Genomic DNA, 17,687 nt, shown 5'->3' on the forward strand with positions numbered 1-17,687 from the left:
AAAGCCATGCCAGACAGAAGGAGACCGCCGATGCCCGCCCCGAAACCCGTCGTCCTGTGCATCCTCGACGGCTGGGGCATCGGCCCGGACCCGAAGACCTCGGCCCCGGCGCAGGCGCAGGTCCCGAGCTTCAACCACCTCTGGGCCACCTGCCCGCATGCGACGCTGACGACCTTCGGCCCCGACGTGGGCCTGCCGCGCGGCCAGATGGGCAACTCCGAGGTCGGCCACACCAACATCGGCGCGGGCCGCGTGGTGGCGATGGACCTGGGCCAGATCGACCTGGCGATCGAGAACGGCACCTTCGCCACCGAACCGGCGCTGGTGGCCTTCATCGACGGCGTCAAGGCAGCGGGCGGCGTGGCGCATGTCGCGGGCCTGGTCTCGCCCGGCGGGGTGCATTCGCACCAGAGCCATGTTGCCGAGGCCGCCCGGGTGATCGCCGCCGCAGGCGTGCCGGTCGCGGTCCATGTCATCACCGACGGGCGCGATGTGGCCCCGACCTCGGCCCCCGCGCATGTCGCAGCGCTTGAGGCCGCCCTGCCGCAGGCTGCGCGGATTGTCACCGTCACCGGCCGCTACTTCGCGCTGGACCGCGACAACCGCTGGGAACGGGTCGAAACCGCCTTCCGCGCCATGGTTCAGGGCGTGGGCGAGGCGCAGGCCGGATCGGCCGCCGAGGCGATTGCCAAGGCCCATGCCGCAGGCAAGACCGATGAATTCCTGCCCGCCACGGTGATCGACGGCTACGGCGGCATGCGGGACGGCGACGGGCTCTTCTTCATCAACTTCCGCGCCGACCGCGCGCGAGAGATCCTGTCGGCCATCGGTGACCCCGATTTCGCAGGCTTTGCCACCGGCCCACGCCCGAAGTTCTCGGCCCTGCTGGGGATGGTCGACTATTCGACCCGGCACAACGAATTCATGACGGCAGTCTTCCCGAAGAAGGACATCGTCAACACGCTGGGCGAATGGGTGGCTGCCCAGGGCAAGACCCAGTTCCGCCTGGCCGAAACCGAGAAGTACCCGCATGTGACCTTCTTCCTGAACGGCGGGCGCGAACAGCCCTATCCGGGCGAAGACCGCGCGATGCCGCCGTCGCCCAAGGTCGCCACCTACGACCTGCAGCCGGAGATGAGCGCGGACCAGGTGTCCGACCATTTCGTCGCGGCCATTGAAAAGGGCTATGACCTGATCGTGGTCAACTACGCCAACCCCGACATGGTGGGCCACACCGGCAGCCTGCCCGCCGCGATCAAGGCGTGTGAGGCGGTGGACCGTGGCCTGACCCGGGCGCTCGCCGCGCTGCAGGCGAAGGGCGGCGCGATGATCGTCACGGCGGACCATGGCAACTGCGAAGTGATGGTCGACCCCGTCACCGGTGGGCCGCACACCGCGCATACGGTGAACCCGGTTCCGGTCATCCTGGTGGGTGGGCCAAAGGGCGCCACCCTACGGACCGGGCGCCTCGCCGACCTCGCCCCCACGCTGTTGCAACTGATGGGCTTGCCGCAGCCGCCCGAGATGACCGGACAGTCGCTTATCGCATGATCCGCGCCGCCGCCCTTCTGCTTCTTCTGGCCCTGCCGCTGCAGGCCGAGACCGTGGCCGAACAGGCCGCCAAGGCCTCGACCGAGCTGCAAGAGGCCGTGGTGGCGCTGGAGGAGGCGGTCGAGGCGCGTGACCGGGTGGCCGCCCTATCGCGGACGATCCGGGCCTATGAGGCGGGCCTTGCCGCCCTGCGAGGTGCCCTGCGTGAGGCGGCGCTGCGTGAGGCGACCCTGACCCGCGCGTTTGAGGCCAAGCGCGACGGGATCGGCCGCCTTCTGGGCGTGCTGGCGACGATGGAGGCGAACCCCGGCCCCCTGCTTCTTCTGCACCCGGACGGGGCGCTGGGCACGGCGCGTTCTGGGATGATCCTGGCCGATGTCACCCCCGCCCTGCAGTCCGAAGCTTTGGCGCTGAAGGCAGAGTTGCAGGAACTCTCTGATCTGCGTGCCCTGCAACTGTCGGCGGGCGAGGTGCTGGAACGCGGGCTGGCGACGGCGCAAGCCGCCCGTACCGCCCTGTCGCAGGCTATCTCCGACCGCACCGACCTGCCGAAGCGCTTTACCGAGGACCCGGAGGTCCTGAAGGGCCTTCTGGAAAGCGCCGACACGCTGGATGCCTTTGCCGCGGGCCTGTCGCCCGATGCCGAGGCAGGGACCAGCTTTGCCAGCGAAAAGGGCCGCCTGCCGCTGCCCGTCCTGGGCACCGTCCTCCGCCGCCCCGGGGAGGCCGACGCCTCGGACATTCGCCGCCCCGGCGTGACGCTCGCCACCCAGGCCCGTGCGCTGGTCACCGCGCCCTGGCCCGCCACGATCCGCTTTCGCGGCCCGCTTCTCGACTACGGAAATGTGATGATCCTGGAACCCGGAGACGGCTATCTTCTGGTGCTCTCGGGCATGGAAACCCTGTATGGCGAAGTGGGAGAAGTCGTGGCCGCAGAGGCCCCGCTTGGCCTCATGGGGGGATCGGCAGGCGCGACGGCGGAATTCGTGACGCTGGCCCCAGATGGCTCTGGCGGGCGTGACACGGAAACGCTTTATATGGAACTCAGACAGGGCGCGCAGCCCGTGGACCCGATGCCGTGGTTCGCAAGCCTCGCCCGCACAGGAGACTGACGAGCATGAAGAAGCATGTGATGGCCGCGCTGGCCGGAACCGTGGCCGGGGTCGTTGCAACCACCCAGATCGCGGGCCCGCTGGTCGCGCAGGAAGTGGTCCCCGAAAGCTCGCTTTACGAACAGCTTGACCTGTTCGGCGACATCTTCGAGCGCGTCCGCAGCCAGTATGTCGAGGAAGTCCCGACCGAGGAATTGGTCACCGCCGCGATCAACGGCATGCTGACCTCGCTTGACCCGCATTCCAGCTATCTGTCCGCCAAGGACTTCGAGGACATGCAGGTCCAGACCCGCGGCGAGTTCGGCGGCCTCGGGATCGAGGTGACGCAGGAAGAAGGCTTCATCAAGGTCATCGCGCCGATGGACGGCACCCCGGCGGCCAAGGCGGGCATCCTCGCGGGTGACTTCATCACCCATGTCAACGGCGAGGCGGTGTCGGGCCTGTTGCTGGACGAGGCGGTGGAAAAGATGCGCGGCCCGATCGGGTCGGAGATCATCATCACCGTCGTGCGCCAGGGCACGCCGGAACCCTTTGACGTCTCGATCATCCGGGACACGATCAAGCTGACCGCCGTCCGGGGCCGCGTCGTGGGCAAGACCGTCGTCCTGCGGATCACCACCTTCAACGACCAGACGACCAGCGGCCTGAATGCGGAACTGAAGAAGGGGCTGGACGAGTTGGGCGGGATGGAGAACCTCGACGGCGTCGTCATCGATCTGCGCAACAACCCGGGCGGCCTTCTGAACGAGGCGATCACCGTCTCGGACGCCTTCCTGGAAAAGGGCGAGATCGTCTCGACCCGCGGCCGCGCTGCCGGGTCGGGCGAACGCTACAACGCCAATGCGGGCGACGTGATCGCGGGCAAGCCGATCGTGGTGCTGATCAACGGCGGGTCGGCCTCGGCCTCGGAAATCGTCGCGGGCGCGCTGCAGGACCATCGCCGCGCCATCGTTGTCGGCACCAAAAGCTTTGGCAAAGGCTCGGTCCAGACGCTGATCCCGCTGCGGGGCGACGGGGCGATGCGCCTGACCACAGCGCGCTACTACACGCCCTCGGGCCGCTCGATCCAGGCACTTGGCATCTCGCCCGACATCGTCGTGCAGCAGCCGATCCCCGAGCCGGTCGATCCCGATGCGCCCAAGGAAGAAGTCAGCGCCGCGCTGCGCGAACGGTCCGAGGCCGACCTGCGCGGGGCGATCTCGAACGACTCGATGACGGACGAGGAAAAGCGGCTTTACGAGGAAGAACTCGCCCGGGCCGAGGAATCGGCCAAGCTTCGGGACGAGGATTATCAGTTGGCCTATGCCGTCGACATCATCAAGGGCCTGACCGCCATCGCCATGGATCAACCCTGAGCCGATGACTGGTCCGGAAAACCTGCCCTATCGGCCCTGCGTGGGCGTCGTCCTGATCGACGCCCGTGGCATGGTGTTTGCCGGGCAACGGATCGATAGCCCCTCACCCGCCTGGCAGATGCCGCAGGGCGGGATCGACGAGGGCGAAAAGCCGCGTGAGGCCGCCTATCGCGAGCTGTGGGAGGAAACCGGCGTCACCCGCGACAAGGTGGAATTCGTCGGCAAGACGCATGGCTGGGTGACTTACGACCTGCCGCCCGAGCTTCTGGGCAAGGTCTGGGGCGGCAAGTACCGGGGACAAAAGCAGAAGTGGTTCCTGTTCCGCTTCAAGGGGCAGGACAGCGACATCAAGATCACGACCGACCACGCCGAATTCTCGACCTGGCGCTGGATCACCGCGGACGAGATGGTCGACAGCATCGTCCCCTTCAAGCGCGCGGTCTACGAGGAAGTCGTCCGCAGCTTCCGCGCCTATCTCGCCTGACGGAAAGCTCCTCGTACGCCTTCGGCTTCTCGTCGCAGGTGCAGCGAGGAGTGCCGAAGGCAATCGACGAGCGGTCCTCGCAGAACAGAATTCCAAAACGTCGCTGAAAAGCGCCCTTGATGGGAAATCTGTCCCTGCCCCTGCCGCAGCGCAGAACCGTTGCCCAGCCGCGCCAGTCCCCCCGCGATTTCCGCCTTATCTTTGTCAAATCCCCCGCAATCGCTTGAACAGCGCCCCCCGGTCGGGCTACGGACCCGCGCAACTGGCGGGGGAACCTGCCGCACTGAAAGGTTGCCCCAATGCAATTGCCGAACCACGCCCCGATCCCGGAACTCTACGTCTCTTACGACAGCGCCCAGAAGCTGAAGGTCGAGGCGGGGAACCTGCCCTCCTGGGACCTGACCCCGCGCCAGATCTGCGACCTGGAGCTGTTGATGAACGGCGGCTTCCATCCGCTGAAAGGCTTCATGAGCGAGGCGGATTATGATGGCGTCGTCGCCAACATGCGACTGGCCGACGGCGCGCTGTTCCCGATCCCGATCACGCTGGATGTCTCCGAGGCCTTCGCTGACAAGGTCGAACCCGGCCAGGACATCGCCCTTCGCGACCAGGAAGGCGTGATCCTCGCGATCCTGTCGATCAGCGACAAATGGGTGCCGAACAAGGCGGTCGAGGCCGAGAAGGTCTTCGGCGCCGACGACCTCGCCCACCCGGCCGTCAACTACCTGCACAACCAGGCGGGCAAGGTCTACCTCGGCGGACCCGTAACCGGCATCCAGCAGCCCGTCCACTATGACTTCAAGGCCCGCCGCGACACGCCCAATGAACTCCGCGCCCTCTTCCGCAAGCTCGGCTGGCGCAAGGTCGTGGCCTTCCAGACCCGCAACCCCCTTCACCGCGCGCACCAGGAACTGACCTTCCGCGCCGCGCGTGAAGCCGAGGCAAACCTTCTCATCCACCCCGTCGTCGGCATGACCAAACCCGGCGACGTCGACCACTTCACCCGCGTCCGCTGCTATGAGGCGGTCCTGGACAAGTATCCGGCCCAGACCACGGCCCTCAGCCTCCTCAACCTCGCCATGCGCATGGCTGGCCCGCGTGAGGCGGTGTGGCACGGCATCATCCGCAAGAACCACGGCTGCACCCACATGATCGTCGGCCGCGACCATGCCGGTCCGGGCAAGAACAGCCAGGGCAAGGACTTCTACGACCCCTACGCCGCGCAGGAGCTGTTCGCGCAGCACGCATCGGAAATCGGCATCGAGATGGTCGACTTCAAGCACATGGTCTACGTGCAGGAGAAGGCGCAGTACTACCCGGCGAACGAGATCCCCGAAGGCTCCACCGTCCTGGATATCTCCGGCACCGAACTGCGCCGCCGGTTGCGCGAAGGGCTGGACATCCCGGAATGGTTCTCCTTCCCCGAGGTCGTCAACGAGCTGCGCAAGACCAGCCCTGCGCGGTCGAAGCAGGGCTTCACGGTGTTCTTCACCGGCCTGTCGGGCAGCGGCAAGTCCACCATTGCCAACGCGCTGATGGTCAAGCTGATGGAGATGGGCGGGCGTCCGGTCACGCTGCTGGACGGTGACGTGGTGCGGAAACACCTGTCCTCAGAGCTTGGGTTCTCGAAGGAACACCGCGACATCAACATCAAGCGCATCGGCTATGTCGCGTCCGAGATCACCAAGAACGGCGGCATCGCGATCTGCGCCCCCATCGCGCCCTATACCGCGACCCGCCGCGCCGTCCGCGAGATGATCGAAGCCTATGGCGCCTTCGTCGAGGTGCATGTGGCCACCAGCATCGAGGAATGCGAACGCCGCGACCGCAAGGGCCTCTACAAGCTTGCGCGCGAAGGCAAGATCAAGGAATTCACCGGGATCTCAGATCCTTACGAGGCCCCGACCCAGGCCGAACTGGTCGTGGACACGGAAAACGTGGATGTCGACCACTGCGCCCACCTGGTCCTCTTGAAGCTGGAGCAGATGGGCCTGATCAAGGCCTGATCCTCGATAAGGGCCAGTATCGGCCATCGAGAATCGCTTCGGATCATGACGCGATCGTGATAGGATCCCCGCATTGATTTGCGGGGTTTTATCATGCGCGTTTTTCCATTGATTGCATGTCTATTGCTATCGGCCTGCGCCGACACCTACATCGACAAGGCCGAAGTTGCAGCGCCGATCTCGGACACCGGGGATCTGGCGGCGGTTGCCAAGGACACGCGGCACTTGTCCCGCGAATACGTCAAGGCAGCGCAATCCACCCGGACCGTCCAGGATGTCCTAAGCTCGGTCGTCTTCGTCTCGGCGGCGGCGACGCTGGCGGGGTCGGTGGGCGACGCGTCCAAAACGGTTCTGGTCGAACGAGCCGCCCCCGGGGCGGCGGCTTCCGTCGCGGGGCGCCGTCTCGTACCAAAAGCGTCCATCGAGGCCATGTACAAGGGAGCACGTCGTTTGAACTGCGTGGCGGTGACGGCCGAGATGGCAGTCGCCCTGGGCTTTTCCGACAAATCGGATCAGGCAGCCCTGGCCGCGACCGTCGGGGCAGTCGACCACATCAAGATCCTGACCCGAGAAAGCATCGTCCGGGAGATGGCCGACTTCTCCGACCTGTTCAAGGAGCTGCAGGACGAGTTCAGAGACCTCGGCTTGGAAAGCGCGGGCCCGAGGTCGGCCGAACGCACACAGCATCCGGGCTTCAGCCTGGACCAGTATCTGCAGCTGTTGAACAACTGCACCTCCTCGGCTGCCGAACCGCCAAAGAAGGCGGGACCGTAGCCACGACCGGGCTGGGTCACCCGGCCTTCATCATCCGGCGCAACAAGCCGTCCTTCAGCACGTACTGGTGGTATAGCGCCATCACCGCATGGCCCAGGACGACCAGCATCAGGATGTTTGCCGCCAGCCCGTGCACCTCGCCCACATCGAGGCCCAGGAAGAACACGCTGATCCCGCCCAGCGGCACCGCGATCATCAACAGGTAGATCAGCCGGTGGCCCCAGTCCGCCGCCAGCGCCGACAGGCTGCCCGGCACACCCGGGGCTGGCGGAGCGCCACGCGACAGGCGCACCAGGACCCGCACCACAACCAGCGCCAGGATCGCCAGGCCCATGGCCACATGCGGGACAAAGCCTGCGACCCCGCCATCCTCGACGACTTCCATCGCCTCCTCCGCGCCCTCGCCGGTGAACCAGGCGATGACGATCAGGATGGCAACCAGCCAGTGCAGACCAATCTGCAGGCCCGAATATCCTGTGGTGGTTTTCATGACTGCCCCTTGCGCGTTCCGAAACCGATCCGCCAAAGCCTACCGGTTCCGTCGCAAAAGGCCAGTCAGCGTTGACCTTGAACCCTCGTGCGTCAGTGCACGCTTACGGGGGTATAGTCGTGTTCGCGCGCCAGATGGAAGGCGAGCTTCTTGTCCGCGACCAGGGCAAGCTGACGACCGTCAGCCCCATGGACCGACCAGATCACTTCCGCCTCGCCCAGTTGCTCGCGCACTTCGTCCGGCAATTCGGCCACGGCAACCTCACGGACATAGACGATCCGGTCGGCGCCCTGCGGCAATCCGTTGAATGGCGTATTCATCATTTGCCCCCTTTCTGGCTGGCATCCTTGCGACCGATCCGGATCGTCTGCACCACAGTCTCGGGCACATGGCGGCGCAGGTCGACGTGGAGAAGCCCGTTCTCCATCGTGGCCCCGGCGACCTCGACCCCGTCGGCCAGCACGAAACTGCGCTGGAAGGCGCGGGAGGCGATGCCCCGGTGCAGGAACACCCGATCCCCGGCATCCTCGGCCTGACGGCCCCGGACGACCAACTGTCGGTCCTCAACCGTGATCGACAGGTCTTCCTCGCGGAAGCCAGCAACGGCCAAGGTGATCCGGTAGGCGTTTTCTGCCACCGCCTCGATGTTGAACGGAGGATAGCCCTCGGCCCCCGATTTCGCGGTGCGTTCCACCAGCCGTTCCAGCTGCTCGAACCCCAGAAGATACGGGTGGGCCCCAAAGCTTAACTTCGTCATCGGACAGTCCTTGGCATAAGCGACGGTTCGGTCTTTGCGGCCCTCGCTCAGGCACCGCAAAAGGCAATATGGGGCCCGCACTCCCGCATCGCAAGACCTGCGGCAAGGCATGGAACGGCGGGATTGTGCAGGAATTTCGTCAGAAACCTTCACGCTGGGAAGTGCTTTCCTATATTCTGATCGAAAGGCAGGAACCGATTCGTCAGACCATGAACGCGCCCACCGAACTCAGCCACGACGAAATGCTTGGCATCCGTCTGGAAGTCCTGCGTCGCGAACACCGCGACCTGGACCAGGCGATCCATGCGCTTGAGGAAACCGGTCGTCCCGATCAGCTGACCCTGCGCCGCCTGAAAAAGCAGAAGCTGGCGCTGAAGGACCAGATCGTGAAGATCGAGGACATGCTGATCCCCGACATCATCGCGTGACGGGCCGCATCGCCTGAAGGCTTACTGCGGCATCAGCCCCGCTTCGCTTGCCAGTCGCTGCAGTGCGTCACTCACCTTGCCATCGTCAGCCCAGACGGTCAGCTGGTACAGCGCATCGTCCTGCGCCTCAGTAAAGCCCAGCATGATCTCGCGCCGGGCATCGGTGTCCCGCGGATAGGGGGCCGGGAAGATCGCCATGCCCGCCCTGATGCCCGCCGCGTGATCGGGCAGGCCGATCCGGTCCAGAAGCGCGGCGAGTTGCGGCGCCATCGTGCCGGATGAGTTGTAGAAGTACTGGTGCGTGCTGCCATTGAAGCTTTCGGCCAGGAAGAAGTGCAACAGCAGGACATCGGCTTGCGGCTGGGCCATTCCGGCAAAGGCCGCATCCGCCTCATCCACGGTCCACCAGTCCGCCAGACAGTCGACAATCAGCCGATAGGCCAGATACTGGACTCGCGTGTCCGCATCCGTCGCCTGCCGCCTTGCCGCATACTCTGCCGCCACCTTGGGATCGCTGGCCATCAGCGCCTCGGTCGCCATCCGGATCCTGGGCGCCGAGCGGCGCAAGGAGTCCGAGGCAAGCCGCAGCGCCTGGCCCTTCAGACCGGGAAACTCATGGCCGACCGCCTCGACCGCGCGATAGCGCGCATCCGGCCCCGCCTCCCAATCGGGAAAAATCAGCATCGGCGCGCGCAAGAGGGCAGCCTCCGGCCCCAGACCCTGACGCTCCGCCGCCTCGATCATCCGGGGCAGGATCATCGACTCGGCCATGTAGATCAGGCTGTAGATCGGGTCCGGGTATTCGACCATCCCGGTCAGCACGATCAGATAGGGCAGATCGGCCAAGGCCGGGGGCAGGTCTTTGCTTCGCGCTTCGACTGCCGTCACATAGGCCGGCGCGTAGGGGGCCTGCGCCAAGGGGTCCAGGGTGTCGAAATCCGTCGCCATGTTCGCGGTCGTCTGATAGCCCTTCGCCTCGAGCGCCAGCACCTCGGACATCGGATAGTCCAGCCGCGCCCCCGCCCCGCAGATGTCGGCATGGACCGGCCCCGCCAGGCCCAGCGCCGCAATGACCCCCGCCCATGTCCGCATCGGCATCCTCCGCCATCATCCAGTGCAAGCCTGCACCTTGCCCGTCCCCCCGTCCATCGTATAACCGGAGGCTTCACGCAGGAGGCGGACATGGCACAGGTCGGGATCATCATGGGCTCGCAAAGCGACTGGCCCACCATGAAGGCCGCCGCCGAGATGCTGGACGAGCTTGGCATCCCCTATGAGGCGAAGATCGTCAGCGCTCACCGGACCCCTGACCGCCTCTGGGACTATGGCAAAAGCGCCGTCACCCGTGGCCTCAAGGTCATCATCGCGGGGGCCGGGGGCGCGGCGCATCTGCCGGGGATGATGGCATCGAAGACCCGCGTGCCAGTGATCGGCGTCCCGGTCCAGACCAAGGCGCTGTCCGGCGTCGACTCGCTCTATTCCATCCTGCAGATGCCCAAGGGCTATCCGGTCGCCACCATGGCCATCGGCGGGGCGGCCAACGCGGGCCTGATGGCCGCCGCGATCCTCGCCGTCTCTGACCCTGCCGTCGCCGCGAAACTCGACGCCTGGCGTGACGCCCTTTCCGCCTCGATCCCCGAGGAACCATCGGATGACTGAACTCCCGCAGGGCTCCACAATCGGCATCCTCGGCGGCGGGCAGCTGGGCCGGATGCTCTCGGTCGCCGCCAGCCGGTTGGGCTATCGCTGCCACATCTATGAGCCCGGCGCATCACCGGCGGGCGACGTGGCCTTCAAGGTGACGACCGCGCCGTATGAGGACGAAACGGCCCTGCGCGCCTTTGCCCAATCGGTCGATGTCATCACCTACGAATTCGAGAACGTCCCCACCTCGGCGCTGGACCTGCTGGAGTCGATCAAGCCGATCCGCCCCAACCGCCGGGCACTGGCGATCAGCCAGGACCGGATCAGCGAGAAGTCGTTCCTGAACGACCTCGGCCTCAAGACCGCCCCCTGGGCCGCCGTGAATTCTGAGTCCGACCTCCGCGCCGCCGTGGACAAACTCGGCCTGCCGGCAATCCTGAAGACCACCCGCCTTGGCTATGACGGCAAGGGCCAAGTCAAGTTGACCGAGGCCACGGACATCCCCGCCGCCTGGGCCTCCATGCAGAACGCGCCTTGCGTGCTGGAAGGCTTCGTCGCCTTCGACCGCGAGGTCAGCGTCATCGCCGCCCGCAGCCTCGACGGCCAGGTCGCCTGCTTCGACCCGGGTGAGAATGTCCACCGCGAGGGCATCCTGCGCACCACCACCGTGCCCGCGAAGCTCTCCCCCAGCCAGCGCAGTGACGCGATCCTGCTGGCCGCCCGCATCCTGAACGCGCTCGACTATGTGGGCGTGATGGGCGTCGAACTTTTCGTCACGCCGCAGGGCCTGCTGGTGAACGAGATCGCCCCCCGCGTCCACAACTCCGGCCACTGGACGCAACAAGGCTGTACAGTGGATCAGTTCGAACAGCACATCCGCGCGGTGGCGGGCCTGCCCTTGGGCGACGGCAACCGCTATGCCGATGTGCTGATGGAGAACCTGATCGGCGACGATGTGCTGCGCGTGCCGGACCTTCTGAAGGCCCGCGACACTGCCGTCCACCTGTATGGCAAAGGCGCGCCCCGTCCCGGCCGTAAGATGGGCCACGTGAACCGGATCATCCGCCCCTGACGCCTCCTCGTTCGCCTTCGGCTCCTCGTCGGTGGCGAGGAGAAGCGAAGCGCACGACGAGCGGCCCACAGTCCACTCACCCGGACTGCACCGACTGGATCGTCTCTTTCACCACCGCGCCCAGGGTCAGCGACGGGTCGAACCGCCCCTCGCGCAGGAAGGCGATCACCTGCCGGATCACCACGGGGTTCACCATCATGAAGGTGTGGGTGACCGGTAGCACCAGATGATCGGCCATCCCGTCCAGCTTCGTGCTTTCCACCGTAACCTTGCCGTCATTGGCCCCCGGCAGCATCGCATTCCAGACCGGGTTCAGGCTGCGCGTCCCTGCGATGATCCCCAGGGGATAGTCGGCGGGCGGCAGCCGGTTCGGCCAGCTGTCCGGCCCGGTGCCGAGCGTGAGCCCGGCCTTGCCGTTCATCATGCTGAAGACCGGGTTGTCCCCCAGTTTGTCCACCAGTTCTGACCCATGGTTCGGCGGGGCCAGCATCACGACCCGGCCCATCTGCGCCGGACGCTCACGCGCCAGCCAGTCGCGCAGAAGGATCCCGCCCATCGAGTGGGTGACGAAATGCACCCGCCCCGGCTCGACCTGCGCCACCGCCTGGCCCACTTCTTCCACCAGCTCTTCCGGCGCGGCCTTGGTGGACGGATAGGCCCAATTCACCACCCGGAACCCTGACTTCTTCAGCGCGAGCGCCATCGGCACCAGTGAGGCATCGGTCCGCGCCAGCCCGTGCAGCAAGACGACAGCCTCCGCCTGACCCGCGCCTTCCTCGGTCGCGGGCGCAGGCAGGAAACGGGCAAGGCGTCCGGTCATCCACATGGCCCAACTCTGCGCCTGGGCCGCCCGCGTCTCAAGCCCGGAATACCCACCACTGGACAAAGCCGACGCAGCGTCACAGGGTTCCGCGCATGGCCAAGCTGAAGCCCCGCCTCGCCGTCCGCGCGCTGATCCTGCATGAGGACCGGCTTCTGTTGGTCAACGCCTACCCTGACGCCCGCCTTGGCCTCTGGTGCGCCCCGGGAGGCGGTTGCGAGGCCGGGCAGTCGCTGCCGGAAAACCTCGCCCGCGAAGTGCATGAGGAAACCGGCCTGACCATATCTGTCGGCCCGCCGGTCCTGGTGAACGAATTCCATGACCCGGACTCCGGCTTCCACCAGGTCGACCTTTTCTTCCGCTGCCAGCTTGTCGCGGGTGATCTGGATGAAACATGGACCGACCCGGAGGGCGTGGTCACCCAACGCCGCTTCTTCAGCCGCACCGAACTCGCCGCCGGTCATGTCCGCTTCAAGCCCGACAGCCTGCCCGACGCCGCCTGGGGTCAGGCGCAGGCGCTCTACGACCCGCTGGAAGTGATCCTGAAATGAGCCGCGCCTTCGTCAACGAGGATGCCGGGAACGACCGACCCGACCTGCCCGAACTCCCCGTCCCGGCTGGCCCCAACATCGTCACCCCGCGCGGGCTCGTCACGCTCCAAGCAAGGATCGTGCAGCGCCAGGCCGACCTTGCCGCGCTGAAGGCCCGCCTGAAGGCCGCCGTGGTGATTGACCCGGCACGGCACGATCTCACGAAGGTCGCCTTTGGCCTTGCCGTCACCGTAGCCGACGAGGACGGCGCCGAGACCACCTACGAAATCGTCGGCGAAGACGAGGCCGACGCCACCCGCCAGCGCATCGCCCCGAACTCCCCCCTCGCCCGCGCCCTTCTTGGCGCGCAGGTCGGGGATGTGGTCACCTGGAAGCGGCCCTCGGGTGCTGTCGATCTGGAAATCACAAGGATAGCCCATGCGCATCCGTGAGCTTTTCCCCTCTGAGACCGCCCTCGTCGCGCAATTCTACCGTGAGGCGCCGGACTACTGGCTGCTGGCCGAAGGCCGCTGCGACCCCGCCGCGCAAGCACAGGACTTCTTCACCGACGCGCCGCCGAACTGCGACCCCGCCCAAAGCGACCGGCTGGGCCTCTTCCTCAACCAACGGCTCTCGGGCGTGGCCGAAGTCTCCTACGGCTTCCCGGACCCCGGCGACGCCTACCTGGGTCTGATGATCCTCGGCCCCTGGGCGCAAGGCGCGGGCCATGGCAAGGCCTTCCTCGCCCACGCCGAAGCGCTCGCCCGCAAACGCCACGCCCCGCGTCTGTACCTGGCGGTCCTCGACATCAACACGCGGGGAAGGGCGTTCTGGGAGAGGGAGGGGTTCAGGCCGACGGGCATCCGCCGTCAGGACGGCACCACGGGTCACTGGGTCGAGCGTCTGGTCAAACCCTTGTAGGGCAAGCTCGCCAGCGCCACCCCGCCCAGCACCAGCGCCGCCGCCAGCCAGAACCGCAGCCCTGGCGGCTCGGCCAGCAGGACCGCGCCCCCCAGCGCCGCGATCACCGGCACCGTCAGCTGCGCCACCGCCGCCCGCGCCGCGCCGAGCTGGGGCAGGATCGCGTACCACAGGGCATAGCCAAGACCCGAGGTGATGGCACCTGAAATCACCGCCAGTGCCAGACCCCAGGCGAGGTTTGGGGTCTCGTTATCGGTCACCATGACGTCGACCCAGCCCAGACCATTCTGGTAAAGAAAGATCATCACCGGCACCGCGAGGACAAAATTTACCGCCGTCGCAGTCTGGGCATCCTTCTGACCGCGCCCCACCAGTGAGTAGGCCCCCCAACCCACCCCCGCAGCAGCCATCATTAGAATCGCGCTGCCCAGCTGCGCAGCCTCTGCCGTTGGGGCGGCCAGAACGTAGAGCCCCGCCAATGCCACGCCCGCTCCCAACCACCGGCGCGGGGGCACCTGCTCGCGCAGCAGCAAGGCACCCGCGAACATCGTCACCTGCACCGAGCCGAACAGCACCAGGGCCCCGGTCCCCGCATCAAGGTGGGTGTAGGCCAGCGAAAAGCCCAGGAGGTACAGAAGCAGACCGCCCACCCCGAACAGGATCGGCCACCCCTGCGGCCAGATCACCGCACGCTTCAGCGCAAGACGCACGACCAGGATAATGGCCAGCATTGCCGCGCCAGAAACCAGCCGGACCATCGCAAACCCCGCCGGACCGATCCAGCCCTGCCCCACCGCCCAGCGGTTCAGCACGGAATTGGCCGCGAAGGCCAGCATGGTCAGGGCGGTCAGCAGGAACAGGCGCATCGCCGCAGCATGGTCCGTCCCGGCCACCCAGGGCAACCCCGCGAAGGTCCTAACCTTGCGCCGGATGACGTCCTGCTGCCCAGGCCACCGCCTCTTCCAGCCGATCGTCGCCCCAGAAGAGCTCGTCCCCCACCGCGAAGGTCGGAGAGCCGAAGGCCCCCAGCTTGCGCGCCGCCTCGGTCTCGGCCTCCAGCCGCGCCGAGGCGTCGGGCCGGTCAGCCAGTGGCAGAACCCGCGCCGGGTCCTGCCCGACGCGCGGCAGGATGGCGCCAAGGCTTTCCGGCGTCCCCAGCGGCAGGCCCTCCAGATACCAGGCGCGGAAGCTTGCTACCGTGTAGGGCTCGACCCAACCCTCGCTGGCCGCGACCATCGCCACCCGGCTGGCCAGCAAGTCAGGCTCGGTCGGCCAGAGCGGCGGCTTGACGAACGGCAGCCCATGGAAGGCCGCCCGGCGTTCGATGTCGCGCCACAGGTAGCGGACCTTCTGCGCCTCGTCGCGCAGCATCACGTTGTTTTCCTTCATCAACGGCCGCACGTTGAACGGACGCCAGTTGACCGTCACCCCGTCCTTCGCCGCAAGGTCCGCGATCCGCAGCACCGACAGATAGGCATAACCGCTGCCGAAGAAGTAGAAGAAGTCGAGCTGTCCCATCGCCGCCCCCATTCCCGCCTTGGCGCAGAATAGCACGACACCAAAAGAAAAGGGCGCCCAAAGGCGCCCTTTCCGTATCCGTGGACCGTGATGGATCAGAAGTCCATCCCGCCCATGCCGCCGCCACCCGGCATCGCCGGTGCAGCCTTGGGCTCGGGACGGTCAGCGATCATCGCCTCGGTGGTGATCAGCAGCGAAGCCACCGACGCAGCGTCTTCCAGCGCCGTGCGGGTCACCTTGGCCGGGTCGATCACGCCGAACTTGAACATGTCGCCATATTCTTCGGTCTGGGCGTTGAAGCCGAACGAGGTGTCCTTCGACTCGCGGACCTTGCCCGCCACCACGGCACCATCAACACCGGCGTTCTCGGCGATCTGGCGCAGCGGAGCTTCCAGCGCGCGGCGGACGATGGCGATACCGGCATCCTGGTCGCTGTTGGCGCCCTTCAGCCCGTCAAGACCCTTCGAGGCCTGCACCAGAGCAACGCCGCCACCGACGATCACGCCTTCCTGCACTGCCGCACGGGTCGCGTTCAGGGCGTCGTCAACGCGGTCCTTGCGCTCTTTCACTTCAACCTCGGTCATGCCGCCGACGCGGATGACGGCGACGCCGCCGGCGAGCTTCGCCACACGCTCCTGCAGCTTCTCGCGGTCGTAGTCCGAGGTGGTTTCCTCGATCTGCGCGCGGATCTGGCCAACGCGGGCTTCGATCTCGGCCTTGTCGCCAGCGCCGTCGATGATCGTGGTGTCGTCCTTCTTGATGATGACCTTCTTCGCACGACCCAGCATGTCGAGGCCGACGTTTTCCAGCTTCATGCCAAGGTCGTCCGAGATCACCTGGCCGCCGGTCAGGATCGCGATGTCCTGCAGCATGGCCTTGCGACGGTCGCCGAAGCCCGGGGCCTTGACGGCTGCGATCTTCAACCCGCCACGCAGCTTGTTGACGACCAGCGTGGCCAGAGCCTCGCCTTCGACGTCTTCAGCCACGATCACCAGCGGACGCTGCGACTGGATCACGGCTTCCAAGAGCGGAACCATCGGCTGCAGCGACGAGAGCTTCTTCTCGTGGAGCAGGATGAAGGCGTCTTCCAGCTCGGCAATCATCTTGTCGGCGTTGGTGACGAAGTAGGGCGACAGGTAGCCGCGGTCGAACTGCATGCCTTCGACGACGGTGGTTTCCGTCTCCAGGCCCTTGTTCTCTTCGACGGTGATCACACCCTCGTTGCCGACCTTCTGCATCGCTTCCGCGATCTGACGGCCGATTTCGGATTCGCCGTTGGCCGAGATGGTGCCGACCTGGGCGACTTCGGCCGAGTCCTTCACCGGACGGGCCATCGCCTTGATCGCAGCGACGACGTTGGTCGTGGCAAGGTCAATCCCGCGCTTCAGGTCCATCGGGTTCATGCCGGCAGCAACGGCCTTCATGCCTTCCTTGATGATGGCCTGGGCCAGCACGGTCGCGGTGGTGGTGCCGTCACCGGCCTCGTCATTGGTGCGGGAAGCGACTTCCTTCACCATCTGCGCGCCCATGTTCTCGAACTTGTCGGCCAGTTCGATTTCCTTGGCGACGGTGACGCCATCCTTGGTGATGCGGGGCGAGCCGAACGACTTGTCGATGACCACGTTGCGGCCTTTCGGGCCGAGGGTCACTTTCACAGCGTCAGCAAGGATGTTGACGCCGCGCAGCATGCGGTCGCGGGCATCGGTGTCAAACTTGACGTCTTTAGCAGCCATTTTGATAGCTCCTTGAATGGGTTGATGTCAGGAAACGCGTAGGGTGGGCGGTTCGCCCACCATCCGTCAGGAAATGATCCCGAGGATGTCGCTTTCCTTCATGATCAGCAGCTCTTCGCCGTTCAGGGTCACTTCGGTGCCCGACCACTTGCCGAACAGCACACGGTCGCCGGCCTTGACCGACGGCGCGATCAGCTCGCCCGAGTCCTTGCGGGCACCTTCGCCCACGGCGACGATCTCGCCCTCGGCGGGCTTTTCCTTGGCGGTGTCGGGGATGATCAGCCCGCCCTTGGTCTTTTCGTCGGAGGCGATACGCTTGACCAGGACACGGTCATGCAGCGGTTTGAAAGCCATCTGGGGTACTCCCTTGAGTTTCCAGGTTTGATCTTGATTAGCACTCAGCTTGCCCGAGTGCTAACGTCGCCTGAGGTAGGCGATGACCTTGCGGGAGTCAACACCCGGGACGCGGCTTTTTGCTTTGTGTTTTCTGGT

21 protein-coding genes are annotated in these 17,687 nt (G+C 66.1%); 12 read left to right on the top strand and 9 right to left on the bottom strand.

Going from position 1 to position 17,687, the window contains the following annotated elements; translation table 11 throughout:
- Nucleotides 1-30 precede the first annotated feature (30 nt).
- The 6 genes from gpmI (at nucleotide 31) to AC2EAL_RS02840 (ending at nucleotide 7,282) form a co-directional block, all read left to right on the top strand.
- Nucleotides 31-1,551: a 2,3-bisphosphoglycerate-independent phosphoglycerate mutase gene (gpmI, locus tag AC2EAL_RS02815; protein WP_484722647.1), complete on the top strand. Its 1,521-nt coding sequence runs from the start codon at nucleotides 31-33 to the stop codon at nucleotides 1,549-1,551.
- Complete coding sequence (locus AC2EAL_RS02820) at nucleotides 1,548-2,663, top strand: murein hydrolase activator EnvC family protein (RefSeq protein ID WP_484722648.1); 1,116 nt, start codon at nucleotides 1,548-1,550, stop codon at nucleotides 2,661-2,663. Before gpmI ends, AC2EAL_RS02820 begins: the two co-directional genes overlap by 4 nt.
- A 5-nt stretch (nucleotides 2,664-2,668) precedes the next feature.
- Nucleotides 2,669-4,018 (top strand): S41 family peptidase, encoded by a 1,350-nt coding sequence (locus AC2EAL_RS02825; RefSeq protein WP_484722649.1) that lies wholly within the window; start codon nucleotides 2,669-2,671, stop codon nucleotides 4,016-4,018.
- A gap of 4 nt (nucleotides 4,019-4,022) precedes the next feature.
- The gene (locus AC2EAL_RS02830; protein ID WP_484722650.1) at nucleotides 4,023-4,502 is read left to right on the top strand and encodes an RNA pyrophosphohydrolase; all 480 of its coding nucleotides are present in this window, start codon (nucleotides 4,023-4,025) and stop codon (nucleotides 4,500-4,502) included.
- A 299-nt stretch (nucleotides 4,503-4,801) separates the two neighbouring features.
- Complete coding sequence (locus AC2EAL_RS02835; RefSeq protein ID WP_484722651.1) at nucleotides 4,802-6,508, top strand: bifunctional sulfate adenylyltransferase/adenylylsulfate kinase; 1,707 nt, start codon at nucleotides 4,802-4,804, stop codon at nucleotides 6,506-6,508.
- A gap of 123 nt (nucleotides 6,509-6,631) precedes the next feature.
- Nucleotides 6,632-7,282, top strand: coding sequence for a hypothetical protein (locus tag AC2EAL_RS02840; RefSeq protein ID WP_484722652.1), 651 nt, complete (start codon nucleotides 6,632-6,634; stop codon nucleotides 7,280-7,282).
- Between the two features lie 16 nt (nucleotides 7,283-7,298).
- Here the strand turns inward: AC2EAL_RS02840 and AC2EAL_RS02845 are convergent, their stop codons facing one another.
- From AC2EAL_RS02845 to AC2EAL_RS02855, 3 genes are all read right to left on the bottom strand, one after another.
- A complete protein-coding gene (locus tag AC2EAL_RS02845) occupies nucleotides 7,299-7,772 on the bottom strand; it encodes a cytochrome b (protein WP_484722653.1) in 474 nt (157 codons plus the stop codon).
- A 92-nt stretch (nucleotides 7,773-7,864) separates the two neighbouring features.
- Complete coding sequence (locus AC2EAL_RS02850) at nucleotides 7,865-8,092, bottom strand: DUF1150 family protein (RefSeq protein WP_484722654.1); 228 nt, start codon at nucleotides 8,090-8,092, stop codon at nucleotides 7,865-7,867.
- A complete protein-coding gene (locus tag AC2EAL_RS02855) occupies nucleotides 8,092-8,529 on the bottom strand; it encodes an Hsp20 family protein (RefSeq protein ID WP_484722655.1) in 438 nt (145 codons plus the stop codon). The genes AC2EAL_RS02850 and AC2EAL_RS02855 overlap by 1 nt, the downstream gene beginning before the upstream one ends.
- A gap of 209 nt (nucleotides 8,530-8,738) precedes the next feature.
- Here AC2EAL_RS02855 and AC2EAL_RS02860 point away from each other — a divergent pair, with 209 nt between their 5' ends.
- A complete protein-coding gene (locus tag AC2EAL_RS02860) occupies nucleotides 8,739-8,957 on the top strand; it encodes a YdcH family protein (RefSeq protein ID WP_484722656.1) in 219 nt (72 codons plus the stop codon).
- A 21-nt stretch (nucleotides 8,958-8,978) separates the two neighbouring features.
- On the opposite strand, the gene AC2EAL_RS02865 is transcribed toward AC2EAL_RS02860, so the two are convergent.
- Nucleotides 8,979-10,049: a DMP19 family protein gene (locus AC2EAL_RS02865; protein ID WP_484722657.1), complete on the bottom strand. Its 1,071-nt coding sequence runs from the start codon at nucleotides 10,047-10,049 to the stop codon at nucleotides 8,979-8,981.
- 90 nt (nucleotides 10,050-10,139) lie between these two features.
- Here AC2EAL_RS02865 and purE point away from each other — a divergent pair, with 90 nt between their 5' ends.
- Both purE and AC2EAL_RS02875 read left to right on the top strand, forming a co-directional pair.
- Complete coding sequence (gene purE, locus AC2EAL_RS02870) at nucleotides 10,140-10,616, top strand: 5-(carboxyamino)imidazole ribonucleotide mutase (RefSeq protein ID WP_484722658.1); 477 nt, start codon at nucleotides 10,140-10,142, stop codon at nucleotides 10,614-10,616.
- Nucleotides 10,609-11,673, top strand: a complete 1,065-nt coding sequence (locus AC2EAL_RS02875; protein ID WP_484722659.1) for a 5-(carboxyamino)imidazole ribonucleotide synthase — start codon at nucleotides 10,609-10,611, stop codon at nucleotides 11,671-11,673. The genes purE and AC2EAL_RS02875 overlap by 8 nt, the downstream gene beginning before the upstream one ends.
- A gap of 76 nt (nucleotides 11,674-11,749) precedes the next feature.
- Here AC2EAL_RS02875 and AC2EAL_RS02880 read toward each other — a convergent pair whose 3' ends face one another.
- A complete protein-coding gene (locus AC2EAL_RS02880; protein WP_484722660.1) occupies nucleotides 11,750-12,499 on the bottom strand; it encodes an alpha/beta hydrolase in 750 nt (249 codons plus the stop codon).
- An 89-nt stretch (nucleotides 12,500-12,588) separates the two neighbouring features.
- Between AC2EAL_RS02880 and AC2EAL_RS02885 the strand changes: the two genes are divergently transcribed.
- Genes AC2EAL_RS02885 through AC2EAL_RS02895 form a run of 3 tightly spaced genes read left to right on the top strand, consistent with a single transcriptional unit; the run spans nucleotide 12,589 to nucleotide 13,944 of the window.
- Nucleotides 12,589-13,044 (top strand): NUDIX domain-containing protein, encoded by a 456-nt coding sequence (locus AC2EAL_RS02885; protein WP_484722661.1) that lies wholly within the window; start codon nucleotides 12,589-12,591, stop codon nucleotides 13,042-13,044.
- Nucleotides 13,041-13,475 (top strand): GreA/GreB family elongation factor, encoded by a 435-nt coding sequence (locus tag AC2EAL_RS02890; RefSeq protein ID WP_484722662.1) that lies wholly within the window; start codon nucleotides 13,041-13,043, stop codon nucleotides 13,473-13,475. Before AC2EAL_RS02885 ends, AC2EAL_RS02890 begins: the two co-directional genes overlap by 4 nt.
- Nucleotides 13,462-13,944 carry a GNAT family N-acetyltransferase gene (locus AC2EAL_RS02895; protein ID WP_484722663.1) on the top strand — a complete coding sequence of 161 codons (483 nt, stop codon included), beginning with the start codon at nucleotides 13,462-13,464 and terminating at the stop codon, nucleotides 13,942-13,944. Before AC2EAL_RS02890 ends, AC2EAL_RS02895 begins: the two co-directional genes overlap by 14 nt.
- Here AC2EAL_RS02895 and AC2EAL_RS02900 read toward each other — a convergent pair.
- The 4 genes from AC2EAL_RS02900 to AC2EAL_RS02915 form a co-directional block, all read right to left on the bottom strand.
- Nucleotides 13,911-14,810: a DMT family transporter gene (locus tag AC2EAL_RS02900; protein ID WP_484722664.1), complete on the bottom strand. Its 900-nt coding sequence runs from the start codon at nucleotides 14,808-14,810 to the stop codon at nucleotides 13,911-13,913. The genes AC2EAL_RS02895 and AC2EAL_RS02900 overlap by 34 nt on opposite strands.
- 49 nt (nucleotides 14,811-14,859) lie before the next feature.
- The gene (locus tag AC2EAL_RS02905; RefSeq protein ID WP_484722665.1) at nucleotides 14,860-15,462 is read right to left on the bottom strand and encodes a DsbA family protein; all 603 of its coding nucleotides are present in this window, start codon (nucleotides 15,460-15,462) and stop codon (nucleotides 14,860-14,862) included.
- 95 nt (nucleotides 15,463-15,557) lie between these two features.
- Nucleotides 15,558-17,195, bottom strand: a complete 1,638-nt coding sequence (gene groL / locus AC2EAL_RS02910; protein WP_484722666.1) for a chaperonin GroEL — start codon at nucleotides 17,193-17,195, stop codon at nucleotides 15,558-15,560.
- Nucleotides 17,196-17,261: 66 nt separating this feature from the next.
- Nucleotides 17,262-17,549, bottom strand: coding sequence for a co-chaperone GroES (locus AC2EAL_RS02915; RefSeq protein ID WP_484722667.1), 288 nt, complete (start codon nucleotides 17,547-17,549; stop codon nucleotides 17,262-17,264).
- Nucleotides 17,550-17,687: the final 138 nt, after the last annotated feature.

It is taken from the genome of Tabrizicola sp. T74 (assembly GCF_057219935.1).

Coding starts and splice junctions, on each gene's coding strand:
- AC2EAL_RS02850 (WP_484722654.1), bottom strand. CDS start 8,092: ATGAATACGCCATTCAACGGATTGCCGCAGGGCGCCGACCGGATCGTC.
- groL (WP_484722666.1), bottom strand. CDS start 17,195: ATGGCTGCTAAAGACGTCAAGTTTGACACCGATGCCCGCGACCGCATG.
- AC2EAL_RS02835 (WP_484722651.1), top strand. CDS start 4,802: ATGCAATTGCCGAACCACGCCCCGATCCCGGAACTCTACGTCTCTTAC.
- AC2EAL_RS02830 (WP_484722650.1), top strand. CDS start 4,023: ATGACTGGTCCGGAAAACCTGCCCTATCGGCCCTGCGTGGGCGTCGTC.
- gpmI (WP_484722647.1), top strand. CDS start 31: ATGCCCGCCCCGAAACCCGTCGTCCTGTGCATCCTCGACGGCTGGGGC.
- AC2EAL_RS02895 (WP_484722663.1), top strand. CDS start 13,462: ATGCGCATCCGTGAGCTTTTCCCCTCTGAGACCGCCCTCGTCGCGCAA.
- AC2EAL_RS02820 (WP_484722648.1), top strand. CDS start 1,548: ATGATCCGCGCCGCCGCCCTTCTGCTTCTTCTGGCCCTGCCGCTGCAG.
- purE (WP_484722658.1), top strand. CDS start 10,140: ATGGCACAGGTCGGGATCATCATGGGCTCGCAAAGCGACTGGCCCACC.
- AC2EAL_RS02905 (WP_484722665.1), bottom strand. CDS start 15,462: ATGGGACAGCTCGACTTCTTCTACTTCTTCGGCAGCGGTTATGCCTAT.
- AC2EAL_RS02915 (WP_484722667.1), bottom strand. CDS start 17,549: ATGGCTTTCAAACCGCTGCATGACCGTGTCCTGGTCAAGCGTATCGCC.
- AC2EAL_RS02865 (WP_484722657.1), bottom strand. CDS start 10,049: ATGCGGACATGGGCGGGGGTCATTGCGGCGCTGGGCCTGGCGGGGCCG.
- AC2EAL_RS02860 (WP_484722656.1), top strand. CDS start 8,739: ATGAACGCGCCCACCGAACTCAGCCACGACGAAATGCTTGGCATCCGT.
- AC2EAL_RS02855 (WP_484722655.1), bottom strand. CDS start 8,529: ATGACGAAGTTAAGCTTTGGGGCCCACCCGTATCTTCTGGGGTTCGAG.
- AC2EAL_RS02875 (WP_484722659.1), top strand. CDS start 10,609: ATGACTGAACTCCCGCAGGGCTCCACAATCGGCATCCTCGGCGGCGGG.
- AC2EAL_RS02900 (WP_484722664.1), bottom strand. CDS start 14,810: ATGCGCCTGTTCCTGCTGACCGCCCTGACCATGCTGGCCTTCGCGGCC.
- AC2EAL_RS02825 (WP_484722649.1), top strand. CDS start 2,669: ATGAAGAAGCATGTGATGGCCGCGCTGGCCGGAACCGTGGCCGGGGTC.
- AC2EAL_RS02885 (WP_484722661.1), top strand. CDS start 12,589: ATGGCCAAGCTGAAGCCCCGCCTCGCCGTCCGCGCGCTGATCCTGCAT.
- AC2EAL_RS02890 (WP_484722662.1), top strand. CDS start 13,041: ATGAGCCGCGCCTTCGTCAACGAGGATGCCGGGAACGACCGACCCGAC.
- AC2EAL_RS02880 (WP_484722660.1), bottom strand. CDS start 12,499: ATGTGGATGACCGGACGCCTTGCCCGTTTCCTGCCTGCGCCCGCGACC.
- AC2EAL_RS02845 (WP_484722653.1), bottom strand. CDS start 7,772: ATGAAAACCACCACAGGATATTCGGGCCTGCAGATTGGTCTGCACTGG.